23 protein-coding genes are annotated in these 24938 nt (G+C 40.9%); all 23 read right to left on the bottom strand.

Annotated features, from left to right (window positions below; all coding sequences use genetic code 11):
- Window positions 1–25: 25 nt before the first annotated feature.
- The 23 genes from NSQ94_RS08600 to NSQ94_RS08490 all read right to left on the bottom strand — a co-directional run bounded on the left by NSQ94_RS08600 (window position 26) and on the right by NSQ94_RS08490 (window position 24876).
- On the bottom strand, window positions 26–244 hold the full coding sequence (locus tag NSQ94_RS08600; RefSeq protein WP_066246452.1) for a YlzJ-like family protein: 219 nt from the start codon (window positions 242–244) through the stop codon (window positions 26–28).
- Window positions 241–975 carry a ClpP family protease gene (locus tag NSQ94_RS08595; protein ID WP_066246454.1) on the bottom strand — a complete coding sequence of 245 codons (735 nt, stop codon included), beginning with the start codon at window positions 973–975 and terminating at the stop codon, window positions 241–243. Before NSQ94_RS08595 ends, NSQ94_RS08600 begins: the two co-directional genes overlap by 4 nt.
- 120 nt (window positions 976–1095) lie before the next feature.
- Entirely contained in the window at window positions 1096–2751 is a 1656-nt protein-coding gene (locus NSQ94_RS08590; RefSeq protein ID WP_063386718.1) for a ribonuclease J, read from the bottom strand.
- A 187-nt stretch (window positions 2752–2938) separates the two neighbouring features.
- Window positions 2939–3814 (bottom strand): 4-hydroxy-tetrahydrodipicolinate synthase, encoded by an 876-nt coding sequence (gene dapA / locus NSQ94_RS08585; protein WP_339230567.1) that lies wholly within the window; start codon window positions 3812–3814, stop codon window positions 2939–2941.
- A 22-nt stretch (window positions 3815–3836) separates the two neighbouring features.
- Window positions 3837–5051 (bottom strand): aspartate kinase, encoded by a 1215-nt coding sequence (dapG, locus tag NSQ94_RS08580; protein ID WP_063386717.1) that lies wholly within the window; start codon window positions 5049–5051, stop codon window positions 3837–3839.
- Window positions 5052–5117: 66 nt separating this feature from the next.
- Window positions 5118–6161 carry an aspartate-semialdehyde dehydrogenase gene (gene asd / locus NSQ94_RS08575; RefSeq protein ID WP_063386716.1) on the bottom strand — a complete coding sequence of 348 codons (1044 nt, stop codon included), beginning with the start codon at window positions 6159–6161 and terminating at the stop codon, window positions 5118–5120.
- A 127-nt stretch (window positions 6162–6288) separates the two neighbouring features.
- On the bottom strand, window positions 6289–6879 hold the full coding sequence (locus NSQ94_RS08570; RefSeq protein ID WP_063386715.1) for a dipicolinate synthase subunit B: 591 nt from the start codon (window positions 6877–6879) through the stop codon (window positions 6289–6291).
- Complete coding sequence (gene dpaA / locus NSQ94_RS08565) at window positions 6863–7777, bottom strand: dipicolinic acid synthetase subunit A (protein ID WP_339230715.1); 915 nt, start codon at window positions 7775–7777, stop codon at window positions 6863–6865. Before dpaA ends, NSQ94_RS08570 begins: the two co-directional genes overlap by 17 nt.
- A gap of 156 nt (window positions 7778–7933) precedes the next feature.
- Complete coding sequence (locus NSQ94_RS08560; RefSeq protein ID WP_063386713.1) at window positions 7934–8194, bottom strand: YlmC/YmxH family sporulation protein; 261 nt, start codon at window positions 8192–8194, stop codon at window positions 7934–7936.
- Between the two features lie 129 nt (window positions 8195–8323).
- Window positions 8324–9580 (bottom strand): pitrilysin family protein, encoded by a 1257-nt coding sequence (locus NSQ94_RS08555; RefSeq protein ID WP_066246458.1) that lies wholly within the window; start codon window positions 9578–9580, stop codon window positions 8324–8326.
- Window positions 9581–9603: 23 nt separating this feature from the next.
- Entirely contained in the window at window positions 9604–10560 is a 957-nt protein-coding gene (locus tag NSQ94_RS08550) for a polysaccharide deacetylase family protein (RefSeq protein ID WP_066246460.1), read from the bottom strand.
- Window positions 10561–10662: 102 nt separating this feature from the next.
- A complete protein-coding gene (gene pnp / locus NSQ94_RS08545) occupies window positions 10663–12774 on the bottom strand; it encodes a polyribonucleotide nucleotidyltransferase (protein ID WP_144597754.1) in 2112 nt (703 codons plus the stop codon).
- Window positions 12775–12937: 163 nt separating this feature from the next.
- The gene (gene rpsO / locus NSQ94_RS08540; RefSeq protein ID WP_063386709.1) at window positions 12938–13207 is read right to left on the bottom strand and encodes a 30S ribosomal protein S15; all 270 of its coding nucleotides are present in this window, start codon (window positions 13205–13207) and stop codon (window positions 12938–12940) included.
- Window positions 13208–13335: 128 nt separating this feature from the next.
- Window positions 13336–14316: a bifunctional riboflavin kinase/FAD synthetase gene (ribF, locus tag NSQ94_RS08535; protein ID WP_339230565.1), complete on the bottom strand. Its 981-nt coding sequence runs from the start codon at window positions 14314–14316 to the stop codon at window positions 13336–13338.
- A 21-nt stretch (window positions 14317–14337) separates the two neighbouring features.
- Window positions 14338–15219 carry a tRNA pseudouridine(55) synthase TruB gene (truB, locus tag NSQ94_RS08530; protein WP_339200013.1) on the bottom strand — a complete coding sequence of 294 codons (882 nt, stop codon included), beginning with the start codon at window positions 15217–15219 and terminating at the stop codon, window positions 14338–14340.
- 107 nt (window positions 15220–15326) lie between these two features.
- The gene (gene rbfA / locus NSQ94_RS08525; RefSeq protein ID WP_063386706.1) at window positions 15327–15686 is read right to left on the bottom strand and encodes a 30S ribosome-binding factor RbfA; all 360 of its coding nucleotides are present in this window, start codon (window positions 15684–15686) and stop codon (window positions 15327–15329) included.
- 16 nt (window positions 15687–15702) lie between these two features.
- On the bottom strand, window positions 15703–15981 hold the full coding sequence (locus NSQ94_RS08520) for a DUF503 family protein (RefSeq protein ID WP_063386705.1): 279 nt from the start codon (window positions 15979–15981) through the stop codon (window positions 15703–15705).
- The gene (infB, locus tag NSQ94_RS08515) at window positions 15981–18143 is read right to left on the bottom strand and encodes a translation initiation factor IF-2 (protein WP_327873768.1); all 2163 of its coding nucleotides are present in this window, start codon (window positions 18141–18143) and stop codon (window positions 15981–15983) included. Before infB ends, NSQ94_RS08520 begins: the two co-directional genes overlap by 1 nt.
- Before the next feature lie 19 nt (window positions 18144–18162).
- A complete protein-coding gene (locus NSQ94_RS08510; RefSeq protein ID WP_063386703.1) occupies window positions 18163–18462 on the bottom strand; it encodes a YlxQ family RNA-binding protein in 300 nt (99 codons plus the stop codon).
- On the bottom strand, window positions 18459–18743 hold the full coding sequence (locus NSQ94_RS08505) for a YlxR family protein (protein WP_063386702.1): 285 nt from the start codon (window positions 18741–18743) through the stop codon (window positions 18459–18461). Before NSQ94_RS08505 ends, NSQ94_RS08510 begins: the two co-directional genes overlap by 4 nt.
- 12 nt (window positions 18744–18755) lie before the next feature.
- Window positions 18756–19877 (bottom strand): transcription termination factor NusA, encoded by a 1122-nt coding sequence (gene nusA, locus NSQ94_RS08500; RefSeq protein ID WP_339192932.1) that lies wholly within the window; start codon window positions 19875–19877, stop codon window positions 18756–18758.
- A gap of 23 nt (window positions 19878–19900) precedes the next feature.
- Complete coding sequence (gene rimP / locus NSQ94_RS08495) at window positions 19901–20377, bottom strand: ribosome maturation factor RimP (protein ID WP_063386700.1); 477 nt, start codon at window positions 20375–20377, stop codon at window positions 19901–19903.
- Window positions 20378–20550: 173 nt separating this feature from the next.
- Window positions 20551–24876, bottom strand: a complete 4326-nt coding sequence (locus NSQ94_RS08490) for a PolC-type DNA polymerase III (protein ID WP_339230563.1) — start codon at window positions 24874–24876, stop codon at window positions 20551–20553.
- Between the last annotated feature and the right edge of the window lie 62 nt (window positions 24877–24938).

Raw genomic sequence — 24938 nt, 5'->3', positions numbered from 1 at the left:
AACGATGTTGTCTTTAAAAGGAATGTTAGCTTCGAAAAAAAGGTACTTTTTGACCGGGGAAAACAGATTCCAATAAATAATGGTTTGGATTGGTTGAAAGCACTCTGACGATTTGGCATTGATTTTCTCCCGTTTCTTCTATTAATAATGAAATGCCGTTCATCTCAATAATGTGCCTTTTTTGAAAAGCTTCTTGATCTGATGGAAAAATGAGCTCTTCAGGAACAGTCGTGTATAAAATCATTGAAGGATGTCCCCTCCTTTTCCATTCTTTCTTTCCAAAATAAGCTCGTTCAATTTTTTCATCGCGCTTCCTACACCGCCTATTTCATCGATCAAGCCGTACTTAACCGCATCTTGACCGATAACATTTGTTCCAATATCCCTTGTTAAATTTCCTTTTGAAAACATCAGCTCTTTAAATTTATCTTCTGTAATATTGGAATGCTTTGTTACAAAACTAATAACCCGCTCCTGCATTTTATCAAGATATTCAAACGTTTGCGGAACACCAATGACCAAACCGGTTAACCTTATCGGGTGAATCGTCATCGTAGCCGTTTCCGCAATAAATGAATAATCGCATGACACAGCGATGGGCACACCGATAGAATGTCCGCCGCCAAGAACGATGGATACAGTCGGTTTCGTAAGCGAAGCAAGCATTTCAGCGATCGCAAGTCCTGCTTCAACATCGCCGCCGACAGTATTTAAAATGACGAGCAGTCCTTCTATTTTCATATTTTGTTCGATCGCCACAATTTGCGGAATGATATGTTCATATTTCGTTGTTTTATTTTGAGCAGGGAGCTGTATATGTCCTTCAATTTGACCGATAATGGTCAAACAATGAATGTTTGTTTCCTGATCCATTTGCGGAATGTTTGTTTGTCCTAACTGCTGAATTTTGTCAACTACATTTTCGCTTCCCTTTTCCACTGGCTGAACAGTCGGTTGATCAGCATTTCCGTTCATCCCAATCATCCTTTCTTCTTACCGTTATGATGTTAGTATGAACGGAATCCATTTTTTCATGCGGCCAGGAAACCGTTTTAAAAATGTGAAAAAAGCAGGCTTCGTCGGCCTGCTTTTTGTCTAAACCTCCATAATAATTGGCAAAATCATCGGGCGGCGCTTCGTTTGCTCATATAAAAATTGATTCAAGACGTCGCGAATGTTTTGTTTCATTGTTGACCAATCCATTGAAACATCTTCCATACAAGACGACAGTGTGTCATGCACCATTTTCGTAGCTTTGGAAATTAAACTTTCAGACTCACGAACATACACAAACCCTCTTGATATAATTTCAGGACCAGCGACAATTTTTTTCATCTCTTTGTTTAACGTAACAACAACAATTAAAATGCCGTCCTGAGATAACAAACGCCGGTCTCTTAGCACGATATTTCCAACATCTCCTACACCAAGCCCGTCAATGAGTACATTTCCAGAAGGTACTTTTGTAACCGTTTTGGCAGATTTAGGGGTGAATTCAACCACATCTCCTTGATCGAGCAAAAAAATGTTTTCTTCGCGTATTCCGATCGATTGCGCAATTTTAGCATGCGCTATTTGCATTTTAAATTCACCATGAACGGGAATAAAGTATTTTGGTTTCATTAAATGTAGCATAAGCTTCAGCTCTTCTTGGCAGCCATGACCAGAAAAAAACGCTTTTTTATCAATCGAAACAACATTGGCTCCTGCTCGAAACAGCAAATCAATCGTTTTCGAATAAATAAGTTCTTGTCCGGGTGTTGGGGTCTGAGCAATTAAAACCGTATCATCGGAAGTTATATGATGTTGCTTGTGAATGCCTTTGGCCATTTTTGAAATTTCCGCAAGCGGATCGAATGAATCGCTTGCACATAGTAGAACAGAGTTTTGTTTTTCAAGCTTTTTTAAATGCGACACCGGAATAAACAAATCATCGTCAGCCTTTAAATACCGTAATTGTCTTGCAAGCTCAATAATTTTGGCAAACGATTTCCCTATAATTGCTATTTTTCTTCCAGTCTCAACTGCGGCATTGAAAATTTGCTGAATTCGGTAAATATTCGTCTCTGCTACAGATACAACAACTCTTCCAGGCGAATTATACATAACATCGTTGATCATTTCTCCGGCAAGAGCTTCGGAACCAGAAAAGCCGGGTCTTTCTGCATTGATACTGTCGGAAAGCAAACAAAGAACTCCGCTATTACCGATTTCCGCCATTTTACCAAAATCAAGAAAATGACTTCCGATCGAGGATTGCTCTAATTTAAAATCGCCTGTATGCACGATCGCTCCCATTGACGTATGGAAACAAACTCCCATAGAATCAGGAATATTTGAGAATGTGCGAAAAAAAGAAACCGTCACTTGAGGAAAATGTACAGGCTTTCGCATATTCACTTCGCGAAAATCAGCGGTAACAGAATATTGCTTCATTCTTTCTTTTGTCAAGGCAATTGTCCATTTCGTTCCGTAAACTGGCGCATTGATATGTTTTAAAATGTAGAAAATCGCACCGATCCGATCCAATCTGCCATTTGTTAAGAAGATGGCCCGAACCCTATCTTTACGTTCAAGCAAATATGTAATATCCGGTATCACCACATCAATTCCGAGCATCTCGTTTTCAGGATATTTCAAGCCGGCATCCACAATAAAAATATCCGAGTCGATTTCGACGATGTACAGGTTTTTTCCGACTTCCCCAACCCCTCCTAAAGCAATAAGTTGAATTTTTTCAGCTTTTTTCATAAGTGTTAGTGATCCTCCCTAAATATCCCCGTCCAAAGCACTTAGCAATATTATACCTGATGAAAGAAATGGAATACAAGTTAATTTATATCAGACACACTTATCCGAAAAATTAAGCCGCTAGACTCAGCTGTTTTGAATGGGGCAGAGTGGAATTTTTAAAATAAAAAAAGGCTAATCACGATGATCAGCCTAATTCATGGATCACAGCGGCTAATGATGTTCGCTCATCTGTTGTTAACGGAACTAACGGCAAGCGCACCGGACCAACATCCAGACCTTTTATTTGCAGCGCTGCTTTCACTGGAACAGGGTTTGGCGCCTTAAACAGTTCTTTCATTAATGGGAGAAGTCTTCGATGAAGGCTTCCGGCTTTTTCCACATCACCTGACAAAAAGGCTTGAATCATTTCTTGCATTTCATCTCCTACAACATGGGAGGCTACAGATATGACGCCATCACCGCCTATTGATAATGTCGGCAGCGTTAAGCTGTCGTCCCCAGTGTATAAAGCAAAATCATCTGGCGTTTTCTCGATAATTTTGGCCATATTATCAAGATCTCCGCTAGCTTCTTTAATCGCAACGATATTGTCAATTTCCGATAGACGAATAACCGTTTCAGGCGCGATCGAGGACGATGTTCTGCCAGGCACATTGTAAAGCATCACAGGAAGATGCGTGCTTTCTGCTATCGCTTTAAAGTGCTGATAAATCCCTTCCTGATTCGGTTTGTTGTAGTATGGAGTGACAAGCATAATCGCATCGACGCCGGTTTGTTCCGCCTTTTTTGTCAGTTCTATGGAAGCTCTTGTATTGTTTGTACCTGTCCCTGCAATCACTGGAACTCTTTTATTGACAACAGAAACGACATGTTTAAATAAAGCGAGCTTTTCTTCCGTTGTTAAAGTTGGAGATTCACCCGTTGTTCCAGCCACAACAATTGAATCTGTTCCATGATGGATTAAATATTCTACTAATTTTTCCGTTTTTTGAAAATCAATATTCCCGTTATTGTCAAACGGGGTAACCATTGCAGTTGAAATTCTTCCAAACATACCCACTTGTTCCTCACACCTTTATCGATTATTTTCCAAGATCAAACGCTTTATGAAGTGCATTAACTGCTTGAATCATTTCACTTTCCTTCACAAGCACCCAAATTGTTGTATGGCTGTCTGCCGATTGCAAAATTTGTATCCCTTCCTCCGATAAAGCAGCAACGATTTTGGAAGCGACTCCAGGGACTCCTTGAATGCCTGCTCCTACAATTGAGACTTTTGCACAATGCCGCGTGATCATCGGATCATATCCGATCTCTTTCAAAATTCCAACAGCAAGATCCGTTACATCCCCATGAACAGTATATATGACACTCTTAGGGGTAATATTAAAGAAATCGACGCTAATTCCGCTTGTAGCCATCGCTTTAAAAATTTCTTGATGAAAACGGAAATTCCCTTCTTTTGCATCTACTTTAATTTGCGTGACATCGGAAACATGAGCAATTCCAGTAATTAAACGTTCTTTTATGTCCGCACCTAGTTTATCCTGATGGTGAGAAGTGATGATCGTTCCTTTCGATTTAGAATAAGTGGAACGAATGCGAATCGGGATTTTGGCTTGCATAGCGATTTCAACCGCACGCGGATGAATCACCTTTGCTCCTTGATAGGCCAAATTGCAAATTTCCGTATACGTCACAAATGAAAGGGGCTTTGCATCCTTAACAATACGAGGATCCGCTGTCATAACTCCTTCCACATCTGTAAAAATGTCTACATATTCTGCTTTTAAAGCTGCTCCAAGTGCTGTTGCTGAAGTGTCACTGCCGCCGCGCCCAATTGTCGTCACATCTCCATTTGCTTGTGCTCCTTGAAAGCCTGCGACAACAACGACATCATTTGTTTCTAGAAGCCCGAGCAGGCGATCACATTTCAATTCTAATATTTTAGCATTTGTATGTTCATTTGTCGTCAAAAAACCTGCCTGCGCTCCGCTTAAAGCTGCCGCTTTTATTCCTTTCCCTTTTAGCATGCTAGTAAATACGACAGAAGAGATGATTTCTCCGCAGGACAGCAACATATCCTGTTCACGTTTGGAAATGGTGTCGATCCCGCCTTCCACAAGGCTGATCAGCGTATCTGTTGCGTACGGATCTCCTTTTCTCCCCATCGCTGATACGACGACGACCACTTTTTTTTTCTCAGACAAGGCTTCCTTTATATGTTCGTACGCATGTCTTCTGCCTTGTTCATCACGGACAGACGTTCCTCCAAACTTTTGAACAACAATGCTCATGATGTTCACCTCTATAAAATAACTAAACAGAAGAGAGCTGATGGCTTCAACTCTCTTCTTTTCACCTTATACTAGTTTCAGTTTAATTAAACTTTCGGCAATTTGTACAGAGTTTAATGCTGCCCCTTTTAATAAATTGTCGGATACAACCCAAAGGTGGAAGCCGTTTGGCCGATCTAAGTCTTTGCGAATTCGGCCTACAAATGTATCGTATTTGCCTTCTGCAAAAGCAGGCATTGGATAAATTTGATTTGCCGGATCATCTTCAAGCGTAACGCCAGGCGCATCTCTTAATACATTGCGAATATCATTTACAGTAACATCGTCCCTGTCGATTTCAATGTAGACTGATTCTGAATGCCCGATGACGACCGGCAAGCGGACGCAGGTCGCTGCAACTTCCAGATCCTTCATATGCATAATTTTTTTTGTTTCATTGATCATTTTCATTTCTTCAAATGTAAATCCATTTTCCTGGAACTTATCAATTTGCGGAATTGCATTAAACGCAATTTGATAATGTTTTTCGTCACTTTTAACAGGTAAAATTTCAGGTACAAACGGCTTTCCTTCTAAAATCGCTTTAGACTGTTCTTTCAATTCCTGGATCGCTTGTGCCCCCGCACCTGATACTGCTTGATAAGTGGAAACAATGACTTTTTTCAGCCCGAACGCTTTACGGATCGGCTGCAATGCAACAACCATTTGGATCGTCGAACAATTCGGGTTGGCAATAATACCGTTATGCCATTTTATATCCTCTTCGTTCACTTCCGGTACTACGAGAGGAACGTTTTCATCCATTCTAAATGCGCTCGTATTGTCGATCACGACCGCGCCTCTTTTGGCTGCTTCCGGTGCAAGCTGCTTCGACACGCTTCCTCCAGCGCTGAAAAGAGCGATATCAACCCCTTCAAAGCTTTCCGGTTCCGCTTTTTGTACTGTGATTGGTTTTCCTTTAAATGTAGCTGTCTTTCCTGCAGATCGTTCGGATGATAACAGCGTTAAAGTTTCCACAGGAAAGTTTCTTTTTTCCAATGTTTCGATCATTCGTGTTCCTACTGCTCCAGTTGCTCCGACAACTGCTACATGAAAACCTTTTTGAGCCATTTTCTATCTATCTCCTTCCAAAATGCATCAGAGTCGAATAATCATGTATTCGTATTACGTTTAATTGTATCACAGTAGCCAAAAAAAGTGATGAGCGATTTTTCATGAAAGCGTTTTATTTGTTTGATTATTTTTTATGTTCAATAATAACCGGCTGAAGCTGTCTATGTTCAAGCGCATGTTCAACTGTTTCCACTAACCGATCCATATTCGCCACCATTGAATTCGGTTTTTGGTGGGGTGCATCTTGGCCGAACGGAACAAAGAAAATATTTTTTGCCGCCATTAGCTTCATTAAATTTACGCCATTTAACCCGAGAGCATCGTTTGTAGAAATGGCTAGTACAACGGGGCGATGGTTTCTCATAGTCGCTTTTGCAGCCATCAATACAGGAGAGTCCGTCAAGGCATTCGCCAGTTTGCTCATCGAATTGCCGGTCATCGGCGCAATGACCATGCAATCAAGAGGAATTTTCGGACCTAAAGGCTCGGCATCCACGATCGAATCAATTACTTGATTTCCAGTCGCTTCTTCAATTCTTTTGACCCATTCTTCTCCTTCCCCGAATCTAGTTGTTGTCGTCTTTACGGTCGAGGTGACAATTGGCAAAACGTTTGCTCCTTTTTCAACGAGCTTTTGAATTTGCGGAAATACCGCATCATAAGTACAATGAGAGCCTGTTAAACCAAATCCGATCCGTTTACCTTTCACTTCCATTATCCATACTCCTTTCAAGCTGATGCTGTTCAGTTAAAAGGATTGTCAACGCATTCGCCAAAATCTGGCCCGCTGTCTTCGGTGCGACAATTCCTGGAAGACCAGGTGCTAAAATGGCTTTCATACCTCTTTTTTCAGCATAGTGGAAATCGGTTCCCCCCGGCTTTGATGCTAAATCGATAATAAGAGCGTGGACAGGCATAGCTGCCAAAACATCAGAAGACAACACCAACGCTGGAACTGTATTAATGCAAATATCGATCGACGACAATTCGTCCTTCAGTTCACTCAAATGAAACGGCTTCATTCCCATTTCCGTGATCCTGGCCAAATCTTTCTGTTTGCGAGCGCCTACCTTCACATTAGCTCCTAATGCTGCAAAAGTGCGGGCAACACTCATTCCTGTCCGTCCAAATCCGATAACGGCAATGTTGGAACCATGAATGGTAAAATCAGTATGTTGAATAACGAGCATTATGGTCCCTTCTACTGTCGGAATGGAATTATATATCGCTACATCATCACGGTCCAGTATCGGTACAAGCTTTCGTTTTTCTTTTTCCATTAACTCTTCTAAATATTTTGTGCGCATCCCAGAATAAAAGATGCAATGCTCAGGAGTGGAGGCCACCATTTCTCTTGTCAGTACGATTTCTTCAGCGGAAAAAACTGCTTCGACCTGTCCTTCGCTTCCGGTTCCTGAAACAGGCAATATTACTGCATCCATTCCTTCCAGACTAATATTATGGCTGTTTATTTTTACTGATCCTGTATACCCATGTTCAAGCTGATCAAATCCGATTAAAAATAGATTGGCATCGTGCTCTGATAGCCTTCGGATCACCTCTAGCTGCCGGGCGTCACCGCCAATTACAGCAACGTTTAAGCCAGTTAACATCCTTTTTTCACCTTCTTTATGGCAATTCAGTTCAGTTTCGAAAACCATAATTAGCTCCCTGTTTTAAGCATATTATGTAGGCGGCAGCCGATAGGTGAATCGCATCGAAAAATTGCCAAAAAAATAAAGCCGGCTTCTTTAGCCGGCGGATCTTCATTAGTCATCAATTTTATTTAAGGAATTTTCCGGTACGTCAATAATGATCATATCTTGACCAATTTTTTTGATATGCTCCCACGGTACTCGAATATCATGTCCTTGTTTCCTTAAACCGAACCACTTTAAAGAAGGAATAATAAGCGCCGTGATTTGTCCAGTTTCCGCATTGATTTCAAAGTCTGTTTGACCGAGCACGCCTAGACGTTCCGCTCGTTTTACATCGACGATTTCTTTTCCGCTTAACTCGGATAAACGCATAGTATTGGCTCCCCTCTTTCATTATAAATATACGAACATATTCACAGGCAGAGATTGATTCGAAACTGATGAACATAGCTTTCCATACATGTATACGTTTTTGGCAAATAAAAAATGCCCGCCAATCCATCATAGCAGGCATTTTAATTCTGGAATTGCAGAAGAAAGATTCTCTTCTGGACTAATTAAAGATACAGCATATTCATCTGTAAAAATATGTTGAATAAGTTCATTGACGCTCATGATATCAACACGGTTAACCGTTTCGATAATTTCATCCAAAGATCGATGTTTGCCTAAGAGCAGCTCATTTTTGCCGTTTCTGCTCATTCTTGCATTTGTACTTTCAAGACTAAGCATTAAATTCCCTTTAATTTGTTCTTTTGAATGCATTAATTCTTTTTCAGTAATACCGCTTTTTTTCAATTTTTCAATTGTTTGAAAAATCGTTTCAAATAAAATATTCAGCTGGTTTCTTCCAGTCCCACCATATATTGTGAGCACTCCGCTGTCTTCATATGAAGTGTGGTAAGAGAAAATAGAATAAGCAAGCCCTTTTTCTTCCCTCACCTCTTGGAATAAGCGGCTTGACATGCTCCCGCCCAAAATATTGTTTAACACAATTAAGCTGTAAATGTCGTCATGACCGACTCTCAACCCTTTAAACCCAATGCAGAGATGCGCTTGCTCCGTCTCTTTTTTCTTGGCGATTTTTTGGTCCAAAAAAACCGGTTCCTTATATTTTTCTTTTTTATGAGACGACTTAAAATTGCCGAACCATTTCTCAACCTCTTGAATAAAGCTTTCTTGAACGTTTCCAGCTACTGAAATGACGATATTGTCAGGAGTATAGTATTTTTCCATATAGCTTTTCAACGCATCGCCGGTAAAACTAGATAAAGTTTTTTCTGTGCCTAAAATCGGATAGCCAAGTGGATGATCGCCAAACGCAGCCTGGCTTAACAAATCGTGCACAATATCGTCTGGAGTATCTTCATACATTTTGATCTCTTCTAAAACAACATTTCGTTCTTTGTTTAATTCTTCTTCTTCAAATACTGAGTTAAAAAACATATCAGCCAGCACTTCAAGTGCATAATTTGCATGCTCATCGAGCACTTTTGCATAATAGCAGGTGTATTCTTTTGAGGTGAAGGCATTCACCTGACCGCCAATTTTGTCAAAAGCTTCTGCAATTTCTCTAGCTGTTCTTTTTTCTGTTCCTTTAAAAAACATATGCTCTAAAAAATGAGAAATGCCGTTTGTTTCTTTCGTCTCGTTTCTAGAACCTGTGCCAATCCAAACTCCGATAGCAACGGAGCGAACAGTCGGAATGGATTCTAAAATGATTCTAACACCATTTTGGCATGTATATTTCTTGATCAAATTGTAACCCCCTGTTCTTCCAATCAGTCAAGACGTTTTTCATCCAGCAGACTAGAAAGTGAACCGATGGAAAGATTTTTTTCTTTAATCTTTTTAATTAATGAATCTAGACTCTCTGCGGTCGATGACGTCGGATGCATTAAGATCATGGCGCCGTTATGAATTTTTGACATCACTCGATTGATTAACGTTTCAGGCCGCGGCTTTTGCCAATCAATCGTGTCAACAGACCACATGATCGTTTCCATGTTCATATCTGCCGCTATATCTACGACCTCCTTGCGAAAGCTGCCGCTTGGAGGCGCAAACCATTTCACGTTTTTTCCTGTCGTCGCTTTGATGATTTTGTTCGTCTCTTCCATCTCTTGTCTAATTCTTGCAGACGGCAGGCGGGCCATATCTGGATGCGAGTATGAATGATTTCCAATTTCATGGCCGCTTTCTACAATCATTTTAGCCAGTTCAGGATTTTCTTTTACCCATCTTCCTTCTAAAAAAAACGTCGCTTTGACATGGTGCTTTTTTAGCACGGCCAACATTTTAGGAAGATACTCATTTCCCCATGCAACATTTATTAAAAAGGATACCATTGGCTTATCCGGATGTCCACGGTAGATCGCTTCGTTCGGCAAATCGCTTAAATGAACAGAAGGCGGAATTTGCTTGAATACAAGAAGCTTCGGATCAAAAGAACCCTTTTTCTTCATTCTCTTATACGATGCGTCAATGTCGACTGATCGCCCATTATAACCGGGCGTTTTTTTCCAAACTCTATGTATTTCAGCATTTTCCGGAGGAATTTCATACTCTTTTGCTTTGGCAACGATTTCTTGATACAACGAATCTCCGCCAGATACAGCCAATTCATGCTTTGCTTTTAATTGCTGAAGAAAGATCAATGTATAACGATTATCCAATATGACATAAGAAAAAAGTATGATCAATATAAAAATGGCTATTTTCCCTTTTTTTCGCTTCATCGCAACATCCCCTTTTTCACTTATAAAACTATGAAAAAAGGGGACAAGATAGAACTGCCAACCGCAAAAATGGAAAAGAAGCCGGGTTTTCCCTGGCTCCGGTCAAGACTTTTGCTGCTCTTTTTGGTCCCTTAAAACGGCCTTTCTTGATAAATTGACACGACCTTGTTTATCGATTTCCATCACTTTGACTAAAATTTCATCACCGACTGACACAACATCCTCCACTTTTCCTACCCGCTCTTCTGCAAGCTCAGAAATGTGGACAAGACCATCTTTTCCGTTAAACAGTTCCACGAATGCGCCGAATTTCTCGATCCGTTTAACTTTTCCTAAATACATTTGTCCGACTTCAATTTCTCTTACAATATCTTCAATAATTTTCTTCGCTTTTTTATTCATTCCTTCGTCTACGGAAGAAATGTAGATTGTGCCATCTTGTTCAATATCGATTTTTACTCCTGTTTCTTCAATGATTTTGTTAATTTGTTTTCCGCTAGGTCCAATCACGTCACGAATTTTATCCGGATTGATGACCATGGTTAAAATTTTTGGAGCATATGGCGATAATTGTTTTCTCGGTTCAGAGATTGTCGCCAGCATTGATTTCAAAATTTCAAGGCGGCCTTTGCGAGCTTGTTTTAACGCTTCTTCTAAAATTTCACGGGACAAGCCTTTAATTTTAATGTCCATTTGCAGCGCGGTGACGCCTTTTTCTGTACCAGCGACTTTAAAGTCCATATCACCAAGCGCATCTTCCATGCCTTGAATATCTGTTAAAACCGTATAGTTGTCACCAGATTTTACAAGTCCCATTGCAATTCCAGCAACAGGCGACTTAATCGGCACGCCGGCATCCATCATCGCTAAGGTGCTTGCACAAATGCTCGCTTGTGAAGTTGAACCATTTGATTCAAGCACTTCTGAAACGAGACGAATTGTGTACGGAAAATCGCGCTCGGAAGGTATGACTGGCTCAAGCGCTCTTTCTCCCAACGCTCCATGACCAATTTCCCGTCTGCCAGGCCCCCTCATCGGACCGGTTTCCCCGACACTAAATGGCGGGAAGTTGTAGTGATGCATGAACCGCTTTGATTCTTCCACGCCGAGTCCGTCAAGTATTTGTACGTCTCCTAAAGCTCCGAGCGTACAAATAGACAGGGCTTGTGTTTGGCCGCGGGTGAAAAGACCTGAACCGTGCGTGCGCGGCAAAATTCCGACGGAAGACGATAATGGACGGATTTCGTCAATTTTTCGTCCGTCAGGTCTCACTTTTTCTTCTGTAATGAGACGGCGCACTTCCTCTTTCACGAGCTTGTGCAAAATTTCTTTTACTTGCTTAATCGTTTCTTCATCTGCTTCTTCTTCCTCAAATATTGCGACAGTTTTCTCTTTCACTTCATTAATAGCATCTTCGCGGGCGTGTTTTTCAGGCACTTGGATAGCTTGCAATAAGTCGGCAAGAGCCATTTCACGAACTCTTTTTTCAAGCTCCTCATCGATTTTATATAATTCGACTTCCATTTTTTCTTTTCCGATTTTTTCTACAATCTCTTCTTGGAATGCAATCAAACGTTTGATTTCTTCATGGCCAAACATGATTGCTTCTAAAATCGTTTCTTCAGGCACTTCATTGGCTCCTGCTTCCACCATGTTGATGGCATCTTTCGTGCCGGCTACGATTAAATGGATATCGCTTTTCTCAAGCTGTTCGACAGTTGGATTAATGATAAACTGGTCATCAAGGCGGCCGACCATGACACCGGCAATCGGACCTTCAAACGGAATGTCCGATATTGACAGCGCGAGCGAAGATCCAAACATAGCCGCCATTTCGGAAGAACAATCTTGGTCGACGCTCATCACCATGCTGACTACTTGAACCTCATTGCGAAACCCTTCTGGAAACAGCGGGCGAATCGGTCTATCGATTAAACGGCTCGCTAAAATAGCTTTTTCACTCGGTCTACCCTCTCGTTTAATAAACCCTCCCGGGATTTTACCGACAGCATAAAGCCTTTCTTCATAATTGACCGTTAGGGGAAAGAAATCCACTCCTTTTGCTTCCTTCGAAGCGGTTGCCGTACATAAAACGACCGTATCTCCATAGCGGACTAAAACGGCGCCGTTCGCTTGCTTCGCCAGCTGGCCGATTTCAACAGTCAGCTTCCGTCCGGACCAATCTATGGAAAAAACATGTTTCTCTTGATCCATACTTGTTTTGAACCCCTCTTTCATTGACAAAGTCTATCTTCGCACATAAGATTGTACAAAAATGTTATTTTTAAACTTTTCAATCTATATCGTTTTTATGTAATCTGTCATAAACTTTTTTGAATACAGTAAAAAAGCGGGAAATCTCCCGCTTCCATACAACTTAACGACGCAAACCGAGTTTATTGATGAGTTGACGGTACCGTGCAACATCTTTATTGCGCAAATACGTCAACAAATTACGGCGTTTCCCAACCATTTTCAAAAGACCTCTGCGTGAATGGTGGTCTTTTTTGTGAACGCGCAAATGCTCATTTAAAATGTTGATTTTTTCAGTTAGGATAGCAATTTGCACTTCAGGAGAACCAGTATCTGATTCATGTGTTTTAAATTGCTCAATCACTTCATTTTTCCGTTCTTGCGTTAAAGCCATCCTTGTCCACCTCCTAAATATAATCCCCGGCTACCTAGCAAGCGTCGGTGACTCGCGTTGCCACGCAGCGGTTAAAAGTTACAAGAATAAGAATACTATTTTTCCCAAGAAAAAGCAAGGAGGTTCCATTAAAAATTTTTTTCAGCCGTGATTTTATCCGATTCTGTCAGCCGCTGAAAAAAATCTTTAGCTTCCTTGATATCCCGTTTGATTTGGGCAATTAATTCTTCCACACCAGAAAACTTTTGTTCACTTCGTATTCGTTTGAACCATTTTACGGTCACATCTATATCATAAATTTCTTCATGAAAATCAAAAATATGAACTTCTATGCTCGGCTTGTCCGGTCTTTTTTCATGAAATGTCGGCTTATAACCGATATTGCATATGCCCGCATATTCCTTCCCATTCATGCTGATTTTGACCGCATATACCCCTGTCGGAGGAGTAATGTAGGATTCGCTTAGTTCAATATTTGCGGTTGGAAAGCCGATTGTCCGCCCTCGCTTTTCTCCATGGATTACCTTTCCGGATACTTGATGAGACCGCCCTAGAAGAGAGCATGCATAAGAAACATCACCATTTTTAATAGCGTTTCGAACGAGGGAAGAGCTGATTTTTCTTTCACCGTCTGTCAGCTTTTCGACCGTCGTATGCGTAAAGGCTCCTCTTGAATAGAAAGGCAAAGTTTCCATTGTCCCTTTTCCAAACCGGCCGAATGTAAAATCAAAACCGGCCACAACGTGAATGGCATTTAATCCGATAATATATTGATCGACAAATTGTTGAGGCTGAAGCGAGCTAAAGCTTTCTGTAAATTCGACTAAATACAATCGATCAATTCCAAGATCTTCAATAAACTTCAGTTTCTCTTGTAAAGGAGTAATATATTCTATTTGTTGAATATTTTTTTTTAAGACGATGGATGGGTGCGGATCAAATGTCATCACCGCACATTCAACATTTAATTCTTCAGCCTTCTGTTTAGCTGTTTGAATGACTTTTTGATGCCCTTTATGGACTCCATCAAAAAATCCGAGCGCCATTACCGATTTCGGCACATTTTGTTTTGCCAAATGGTGTGGATGTGTTATTTTTATCATTTTCACCGAAAGTTCCCCTTTTCTTACCTATTCATTCGTTTTTAACACCTTGACGGGTTTAAGCACATTGTTTTTTTCTGAATGCTTTTTATATATGGCAATAATTTCTCGATTATTCCATATTGCTACAACATCATTTTGTCCAATATGCTGGAAATCCTCGTTCATTTCCAACATCGCTCCGTTTTTTACTTTCTTTGCTAATGTATCATTTATTTTAATTTTCGGCAATTGATTTAATGCTTCCTCTATGGTAAGAAAACCGTTTGGCAAATCTCCCGTTTTTAAACATTGCTCGACCGCAGAAAACGTGACGCAGTCATGTAAATGAAAACGGCCGGATCTTATTCGCACCAATTCAGACATGTGAGCAGGATACCCTAATTTTTCTCCAATCATGACCGCGAGAGTTCGAATATATGTCCCTTTTGAGCAAGAGACTTGAATGGAAAAGGAAGCCGTTTTGTCATGTTGTTTTATATCGCTTAAAAGGTGCATGGCATGAATGACAACCCTTCTTTTCGGCCTTTCGACTACTTTCCCTTCACGCGCGTATTCGTATAATTTTTTTCCATTTACTTTTACTGCAGAATACATTGGCGGAATTTGTTCAATTTCTCCGCGAAAGCTTTCCAGCACTCGTTCAATTTCCTCTTTTGATGGCGGGAGCTTTACTTCTTTTACAGCAATAATGCTTCCAGAAGCATCCTCTGTTTCAGTGGCAGCTCCTAATGTTACTTCAGCGATGTATTCCTTATTCTCAGCCATTAAATATGACGAAATTTTTGTTGCCTTGCCGATGCAAATAGGGAGCACGCCTGAGACATCCGGATCTAATGTACCAGTATGCCCCGCTTTTTTCGTTCGAAACAATTTGCGCACTTTTTGGACACAATCATTTGAAGTCATTCCTCTAGGTTTATGTAAGAGAAGAACGCCGTCCACAGTCACACCTTCCTTTTGCCAGCTGCAATCATGAAAAAAGAACCCGTTACACAATTGTGAAACGGGATGCCTCAGCTTTCATGATCTCTTTCTTCTTTTTTCAATTCATGGATTAATGATTCGATTCGATTGCCATAATCAATTGTCTCGTCAAATTCAAAATGAATTTCCGGAGTTTTCCGCAGCCGAATCCGCGACCCGATTTCAGAGCGGATAAATCCTTTGGCTTTCGCCAGCGCCTTCATCGTGTTTTCCTTCTGTTCCTCATTTCCCAATACAGAAATATATACTTTAGCGATTTGCAAATCCCCTGTTAAGCGAACGTCCGTTACAGTTACAAATCCAATTCTCGGGTCTTTAATTTTTCTGCCAATAATATCGCTTAGCTCTTTTTTCATCTGTTCAGCTACTCTGTTTGCTCTTAGGCTCATTTCATCACCTCATTTGCTAAAACCAGTCAAATGTTGTAATGGTTCGTTCAATTTCAGGAAAAGAATCGATCAACTTCAATGCCTGGTTCAGTTCTTTTTCCGCGATGGCGCGGCTCGATGCAAGGCAGGCAATGCCGATTTCGGTCCGCTGCCATGCATCCTGAAAGCCGATTTCTGCAACACTGACATTAAATTTGTTTTGCAGTCTTTTTATAATTCGTTGCACTACTGCACGTTTTTCTTTTAAAGAAGAAGCTTCAAAAATCATGCATTCACATGATACCATTCCGAGCATTATTTTTTAACTTCCTCCATGATGAACGCTTCAATCGTGTCGCCTTCTTTAATATCGTTAAAGTTTTTAATCGTAAGTCCGCACTCATATCCTTGAGCAACTTCTTTTACATCATCTTTAAAACGTTTTAAAGTGTCAATTTCACCTTCAAAAATCACGACTCCGTCCCGAATTAAGCGAACGCCGCTGTCGCGTGTAACAGAACCATCTGTGACGTAGCAGCCGGCAATTGTACCGATTTTAGAAACTTTGAATGTTTGCCGCACTTCAAGGGTACCGATCACTTTTTCTTCGTATTCAGGATCAAGCATACCTTTCATAGCCGCTTCGATTTCTTCGATCACTTTATAAATGATGCGGTGAAGGCGAATGTCGACGTTTTCCGCTTCCGCTGTTCTCTTCGCATTCACATCCGGGCGAACATTAAAGCCGATCACAATAGCGTTGGAAGCAGAGGCAAGCATGATGTCATATTCCGTAATGGCACCGACACCGGTGTGAATAATTTTTACTTTTACTCCTTCAACATCGATTTTTTGAAGAGCTGATGAAAGAGCTTCAACGGAACCTTGCACATCTGCTTTGACGATTAAATTAATTTCTTTTATATCATTTTGCTTAATTTGTTCAAATAAATCATCAAGGCTTAGCTTTGTCTTTTCGCTGCGCTGCTCTTCCAGCTGTTTTTTCGCACGGGCTTCACCGATTTGACGCGCTTTTTTCTCATCTTCAAATACCATAAATCTGTCGCCGGCTAATGGAACTTCATGAAGACCGGTGATTTCAACCGGAGTGGACGGTAAAGCTTCTTTTACACGTTTTCCGACATCATTCACCATCGCACGCACCCGTCCATATGTGTTTCCGACAACAATTGGATCACCGACACGAAGCGTTCCGTTTTGAACAAGCAATGTTGCAACTGAACCTCTGCCTTTATCAAGCTTTGCTTCAACAACCGTACCGGTTGCAAGACGATTCGGATTCGCTTTTAACTCTTCCATTTCCGCAACGAGCAAGATCATTTCCAATAGTTCAGGAATTCCGTCACCTTTTAATGCCGAAATTGGCACAAATATCGTGTCGCCGCCCCAATCTTCCGGTACAAGGCCATGTTCCGTTAATTCCTGCATCACACGGTCAGGATTTGCCGTCGGCTTATCCATTTTGTTGACCGCTACAATAATCGGCACATTCGCAGCTTTTGCATGGTTAATTGCCTCAACTGTCTGCGGCATAACACCATCATCTGCAGCAACGACTAAAACAGTAATATCTGTTAATTGAGCACCGCGGGCTCTCATTGTTGTAAACGCTGCATGGCCAGGTGTATCTAAAAATGTGATCTTTTTCCCTTCCACTTCAACCTGGTAAGCGCCGATATGCTGCGTAATGCCTCCAGCTTCGCCTTCAGCCACTTTTGTTTTTCGAATGGAATCTAAAAGAGTCGTTTTCCCATGGTCAACATGCCCCATAATTGTCACAACAGGAGGACGGCTGACAAGATCTTCTTCCTTGTCTTCGATTTCATACTTTTCAAATTCTGTTTCATCGAAAACAATTTCTTCTTCCACTTCAACGCCGTATTCAGAAGCGATCAGTTCGATAATGTCCTTCTCCAGCTCTTGGTTGATTGTTGCCATGACGCCGAGCATCATGAGCTTCTTAATGATCTCTGACGGTTCTTTATGGAGTTTGTTGGCAAGCTCAGCGACTGTTAAAGAGCCTTGATACGTAATTTTGGACGGCAATTCTTTTTTGCTTGGAGCTTCATTTTGAACCGCTTTTTTGTTTTTCTTTCCATTTTTTTTGTTTTTATGTTTCGTTTGTTGAATCGGAACGTTTTGTTTGCGTTCCTCGCGTTTTGGAGAAGGTTTTTTGCCTGATTTTTTCTTGTTCAATACGATATCCTCATCGTCATCAAATGGAATGTCATCATATGCTGCATGCTTTTCTGCCATTTGTTTTGGTTGATGATCTTTTTGAACGTTTTTCTTAGGTTGTTCCTTTTGATATCGTCCATTGAGTTTTTCAATTGTATTGCTGTCGATCATTGACATGTGGTTTGCAACATTTATATTCATTTCTTTTAATGTATGGATTACTTCTTTGCTCGTTATATTTTGTTGTTTTGCATATTCATATACTCGCATTTTACCCATACGTTCACCCCCAAAGTAGTTATTCAAGTAGAAGCTTCAACTTCTTGGCAAAACCTTCTTCCGTCACGGCAACAACTACTCTTTCTTCCTTACCGATCGATTGCCCAAGTTCGTATCGGTTTGGGGCAATCACGAGCGGAACTTTATAAAACGAACATTTATCCGTAATTTTTTTCTTCGTGTTAGAAGAAGCATCGTCTGCCAATAAAACGAGTTTTGCACGCTTATTTCGAACCTCTTTCAAAACAAGTTCTTCTCCTGAAATCACTTTTCTTGCCCGATAGGCAAGGCCTAATAAAGATTTCCATTGTCCATTCATGGCAATGAAGGTTTCTCCTTCTCAGCTAGCTGAATTAATTCATCATATATAGATTCCGGAACAGGCGCATCTAAATGGACGGATAGCACATTTTTCTTTTTCGCCTTTAAAATGCAGTCTTTATCAAGAGTGATATAAGCACCGCGTCCATTTTTCTTTCCTGTTAAATCAACCGAAACTTCTCCTTCTTTCGAACGAACGATTCGAACAAGCTCCTTTTTGGGTCTCATTTCGCCAGTCGCCACACATTTTCTCATCGGAATTTTCTTTTGCTTTGCCACTGGTAACCACCTCTATTCGTCTTGTTCTTCTCCGTGTTCATCATCCGTATTGTCAAATTGGAATAAACTATCATGCTCTTCGCGAGGATAGATGTTCAGCTCTCTCGCTTCCGATTCGCTTTTAATATCAATTTTCCATCCGGTTAATTTGGCAGCGAGGCGAGCGTTTTGCCCTCTTTTGCCAATCGCAAGGGATAATTGATAATCAGGAACGATGACGGTTGTAGCTTTTTCCTCTTCATCGACAATAACGTCCAAAACTTTTGAAGGACTTAAAGCATTTGCAACAAATTCAACAGGATTTTTAGACCAGCGAACGATATCAATTTTTTCGCCATTCAACTCGTTTACAATTGCTTGAACACGCTGGCCTTTTGGTCCAACGCATGATCCGACCGGGTCAACTTCCGGATTGTCGGAATGAACCGAAATCTTTGATCTGTCACCTGCCTCCCGGGCGACTGATTTAATTTCCACTGTCCCGTCATATATTTCCGGAACCTCCAATTCGAATAAACGCTTCAACAGCCCCGGGTGTGTTCTGGAAACAAAAATTTGTGGTCCTTTTGTTGTTTTTTCTACTTTTGTAATGAATACTTTAATTCGGTCATGAGGTTCGTATTTTTCATTCGGCATCTGTTCCGATTGTGGGAGGAGAGCCTCTATTTTCCCTAGACTTACGTATATATATTTGGGATCAGTTCTTTGGACGATTCCGGTCATGATATCTTCTTCACGATCAATAAATTCCGAATAAATGACTCCTCTTTCGGCTTCACGAACTCGCTGCGTAACGACTTGTTTCGCAGTTTGTGCAGCTATTCGTCCAAATTCTTTCGGTGTCACTTCAATTTCAACGACATCGCCGATTTCATATTGGGGATTGATGTTCATCGCATCATGGATGGAAATTTCCAAACGGGGATCCATTACTTCTTCCACCACTTCTTTTCTCGCAAACACCTGCATCGTACCTGTTTCGCGATTAATATCGACACGCACGTTTTGCGCTTGGTTAAAGTTGCGTTTGTATGCAGAAATGAGGGCAGCTTCAATCGCATCTATAATGACATCTTTACTAATGCCTTTTTCTTTTTCTAATACTGTCAAGGCATCTAAAAGTTGGCTGTTCATAAAATGATGTTCCTCCTCATCACTTAAATATTAAATGAAACGGCAAGTCTAGCTTTTGCAATTTTTCCCCAAGGAATTTCCACTTGTTTAGTTTTTGTTTTCACTCTTATTTCGAGTGTGGCAATCTCGCCGTCAAAATCCGTTAAAACCCCTTCAAAATGTTTTTCCCCGTTGATCGGCTCGTAAGTTTTAAGTGCGACATTTTTCCCGACAGCCTTTTCAAAATCGGCCTTTGTTTTTAAAGGGCGTTCAGCGCCTGGAGAAGATACCTCCAAGAAATAGTTGTGAGGAATCGGATCGATTTCATCTAGCTTTTCGCTCAAACGTTCGCTTACCATACCACACTCTTCAATGTCGACACCATCTTCAGAATCAATAAAAAGCCGTAAATACCAATTTTTCCCCTCTTTTACATATTCAATATCTACTAGTTCCAGCTGCAAATTTTCAAGAATTGGCGATGCTAGTTCTTTGACGAGATCTGTTATAGATTGGCTCATATTTTCCTCCTTAATTTCAGCGTTTCAGAAAGGGACATCTATTTAATCGTCATAAAAAACTAGTTCCAATAGGAAAGAGTGGGTTTTTTCCCCACTCTTTCGTTAGGCTTTTTTTAGCATTTCCATTAATGAATATAACATAACCTTTTCAGGTTTGCAAATTGAATCGCAAATCAGAAAAGGGAGAGCTGATTTTGCTCAGGCAGCGATGCCAAACAGCCATGATTTTCAAGATATTCCATAATCGTTTTTGAAATTTTTGTCCGCTCCTGCAGATCCTCTTTGGATAAAAATTCTCCTTCTTCTCTCGCTTTGACAATATTGATGGCCGCGTTCGTACCAAGCCCTGGTATCGAATTAAACGGTGGTATCAGACTGTCGCCGTCAATAATGAATTCTTTGGCTTGAGAGCGGTATAAATCTACTTTTTGGAATGAAAATCCACGCTCCGTCATTTCAAGTGCCATCTCCAATACGGTCAGCAAGCTCTTCTCTTTTGGAGAAGCATCGAGCCCTTTTGCACTGATCTCTTCAATTTTCGCTCTGATTGCGGTGCTTCCTTTGATCATCGTTTCGATGTCAAAATCGTCCGCTCTGACTGTAAAATAAGTTGCATAGAATAGCAGAGGAAAATGCACTTTAAAATATGCAATCCGCACAGCCATTAATACATAAGCTGTCGCGTGAGCTTTTGGAAACATATATTTGATTTTTTTGCAAGATTCAATATACCAGTCTGGAACGCCGTTCTTTTTCATCTCTTCTTCCCATTCGGGAATCAAGCCTTTTCCTTTCCGAACCGACTCCATAATTTTAAAGGCTAACGACGGCTCCAATCCTTGATAAATTAAATAAACCATAATATCGTCGCGGCAGCCAATGACCTCACTTAATGTACATGTGCCGCTTTGAATCAGTTCTTGTGCGTTTCCTAGCCAAACATCTGTCCCATGGGACAATCCTGATATTTGGACAAGCTCTGAAAATGTCGTCGGTCTTGTTTCCTCCAACATTTGGCGGACAAATCGCGTGCCGAACTCTGGAATCCCTAGAGTGCCCGTTTTACAGCCAATCTGCTCCTCTGTCACGCCAAGTGATTCGGTTGAGGAAAAGATTTTCATTACTTCCGGATCATCTGTTGGAATGGTCTTCGGATCGATTCCGCTTAAATCTTGAAGCATTCTGATGACCGTCGGATCATCGTGCCCTAGTATATCAAGCTTTAATAAGTTATCGTGAATGGAGTGGAAATCAAAATGTGTCGTTTTCCAATCAGCGCTTGTATCATCTGCCGGATATTGAATTGGAGTAAAATCATATATATCCATATAATCGGGAACAACGATGATTCCTCCGGGATGCTGTCCTGTCGTCCGCTTGACCCCCGTACATCCTTTCACAAGCCGATCGACTTCTGCACTGCGGAAATGCAGATTATGATCGTTCATGTAGCCGCGGACAAATCCGAAAGCTGTCTTTTCGGCAACGGTGCCAATTGTTCCTGCACGGTACACTTTATCTTCACCAAACAGCACTTTCGTATAATTGTGTGCTCTCGGCTGATATTCACCTGAAAAATTCAAATCAATATCAGGCACCTTGTCTCCTTTAAATCCTAGAAACGTTTCAAACGGTATGTCATGCCCGTCCTTTTTATATGGCGCTCCGCATTGCGGACAATTTTTATCAGGAAGATCGTATCCGGATCCTACAGAGCCGTCATTGAAAAATTCGGAATGCTTGCATTTTGGACAAACGTAATGAGGCGGAAGAGGGTTCACCTCAGTAATTTCCGTCATCGTGGCAACAAAGGATGAGCCGACTGATCCCCTTGAACCGACCAAGTACCCGTCATCCAAAGATTTTTTTACTAGTTTGTGAGATATCAAATAAATGACGGCAAATCCGTGGCCGATAATGCTTTTCAACTCTTTTTCAAGCCTTGCTTGAACGATTTCCGGCAATGGGTCTCCGTATATTTCTTTGGCACGATTGTAGCTCATTTCCCGAATTTCTTCTTCGGCACCGTCTATTTTCGGTGTATACAGATCATCTTTAATCGGTTTTACATCACCTATGAGAGAGGCGATGTACTGGCTGTTTGTCACAACAATTTCTTTCGCTTTTTCATCGCCTAAAAAACGAAAAGCATCCAGCATTTCATTTGTTGTACGGAAATGCACATCAGGCAATGTATGGCGGTTTAAAGGATTCGCTCCCCCTTGCGAAGAAATTAAGATTTTCCGGTAAATTTTATCTTCCTTGTTTAAATAATGGACATTGCCTGTTGCCACAACCGGAATCGACAGCTTTTCCCCTAGTTTGACTATGTTTGCAATGATTTCTTTGATCGCTTGTTCATTTCGAACCTGCTCCGTCTCAATTAGAGGGTAATATACTTCCGGCGGATGCACTTCGAGAAAATCATAAAATGAAGCCATCTCTTCAACTTCTTCTGGACCTTTTTGCATCATTGCTTCGAAAATTTCTCCCTTGTCGCAGCCTGAACCAATTAAAATGCCTTCCCTATGCTTTAACAATACAGAACGGGGAATGCGCGGAACGCGATAAAAATATTGTACATGGGAAAGAGATACAAGCTTAAATAAATTTTTCAGCCCTGTTTCATTTTGCACAAGAAGCGTCGCGTGAAACGGTCTTGCCCGCTCATACGCTTTTGAATCCCCAGTCCGCTCATTCAGCTCATCATGATAAAGAATTCCTCGTTCATTTACCTCTTGCAGCAATTTTACAAGCAAATAGCCGGTTGCTTCCGCATCATAAATGGCTCTATGATGCTGTACAAGCTCTATATCAAACTTTTTGCACAATGTATTCAGGCGGTGGTTTTTTAAATTAGGATATAAATATCTTGCAAGTTCAAGAGTATCAATGACAGGGTTGTCCGCCTTTTTAACCTGCAAATATTTTTTGTAGCCTGCATTAATAAAGCCCATGTCAAAGCTTGCATTGTGGGCAACTAAAATGCTGTCGGCAGCCCATTCTTTAAATTTGTACAATACTTCATCGACGTCGGGAGCATTTTGAACCATATCATCGGTAATTCCCGTCAGTTCTATCGTTGTTGCTGAAAGCGGATGGTGAGGGTTGGCAAACGATTCAAATCGGTCGATAATTTCCCCGTTTTTTATTTTCACCGCTGCAAGTTCAATGATCGTGTCGTATACAGCCGAAAGCCCTGTTGTTTCAACGTCAAACACAACAAAGGTATCTTCGCTTAAAAGTCTGTGCGATTCGTTATAAGCAATCGGTACACCGTCATCAACAATATTGGCTTCAAGACCGTAAATCATTTTAACGCCAAACTTTTTGCTTGCAGCATATGCCTCTGGAAAAGATTGGACAACTGCGTGATCTGTCAATGCAATCGCTTCATGGCCCCACATTTTAGCTTGTTCAACAAGATCTGTGATCGATGTGACGGCATCCATTTGGCTCATCTGCGAATGAAGGTGCAATTCCACCCTTTTCTCTCCTTCAGGTGCGGTATCGAGCCGTTTTTTCGGGTTGATTTCATTAATGTCATTGGCAATCATGACAAGATCACGAACAAATGTATCGTTTTGAATGCTTCCGCGAACTTTCAGCCACATTCCTTTTTTGATCGATGCAAGCAATGCATTATCTTCTTTATCACGGCCGAACATTTTGACTAAAATGGAATTGGTATAATCGGTAATTTTAAACGTGCATAACGTTCTTCCGCTTTTTAATTCCTTTGTTTCCGCCTCAAAAACATATCCTTGAACGACGACTCTCCGCTCTTCATCAAAAATGTTATCAAGAGTGCGAATTTCTTCGTCATCTTTTATTTTGTATCCGATAATAAGAGGACCTTCCTGCTTTTTAGGCTCCTGAGTTTGATTTTCCTTTCCATTTTGCTTCATTTCCATCATTGCTTGTAAAATCCGCTCTTCGTCTTCTTTTTGCTTCTGCTCCAAAAATTTTTCCCATTCTTCGTTAGATGCATCGATCACCGTGTCGATAGTCAGCTTTGGAAAGCCGTACTTCTCGTACGCCTGCTGGATGATGGGGCCGTATTTTTTCTTGATCGTTTCATTTTCCGTCTCATTTCTCGTGCGAATCATTAATTTTTGCTTTTCCAGCTTCGGCATTTGTTCTTTTAACAGTGATAATATCGGCGGAGAAACCCCCTCCATTTCTTGGAGGCAAAACTCCCAGTAGTCTTGAACGAGCTGTTCATCATATTCTTGTTTCACAGTTGTAATGTGAAACGTAACATTGGCTAAATGAGAAAATGTTTTGTTCAATCTTCTATCAAACAATTGCAGGATACGAAATGGAAGAATGTTTTCAAGCCGAAAAGAGAAATCCCATAATTTAGATTTTTTATGAACTGTTAATTTTAAGATCGCTCCGTTTTGGAAATAAGGGTAGATTTGATCATCCGTCATTTCAAGCTGTTTCAGCAAAATCTGAAACCGTTCTTTTTGCTGCTGCAAGTCTTTATCATCCATTGGTTTCCCCTCTTTCCCAAAAAGTTAATAGGGGGCTTGACCCGTTTGACAAATTATCATAA

It is taken from the genome of Aeribacillus sp. FSL K6-2833, assembly GCF_037965815.1.
GTDB classification, from domain to species: domain Bacteria; phylum Bacillota; class Bacilli; order Bacillales; family Aeribacillaceae; genus Aeribacillus; species Aeribacillus composti.
The sequence above is the reverse complement of the archived record's forward strand: the minus strand, read 5'-3'. Positions and strand labels throughout refer to the sequence as shown.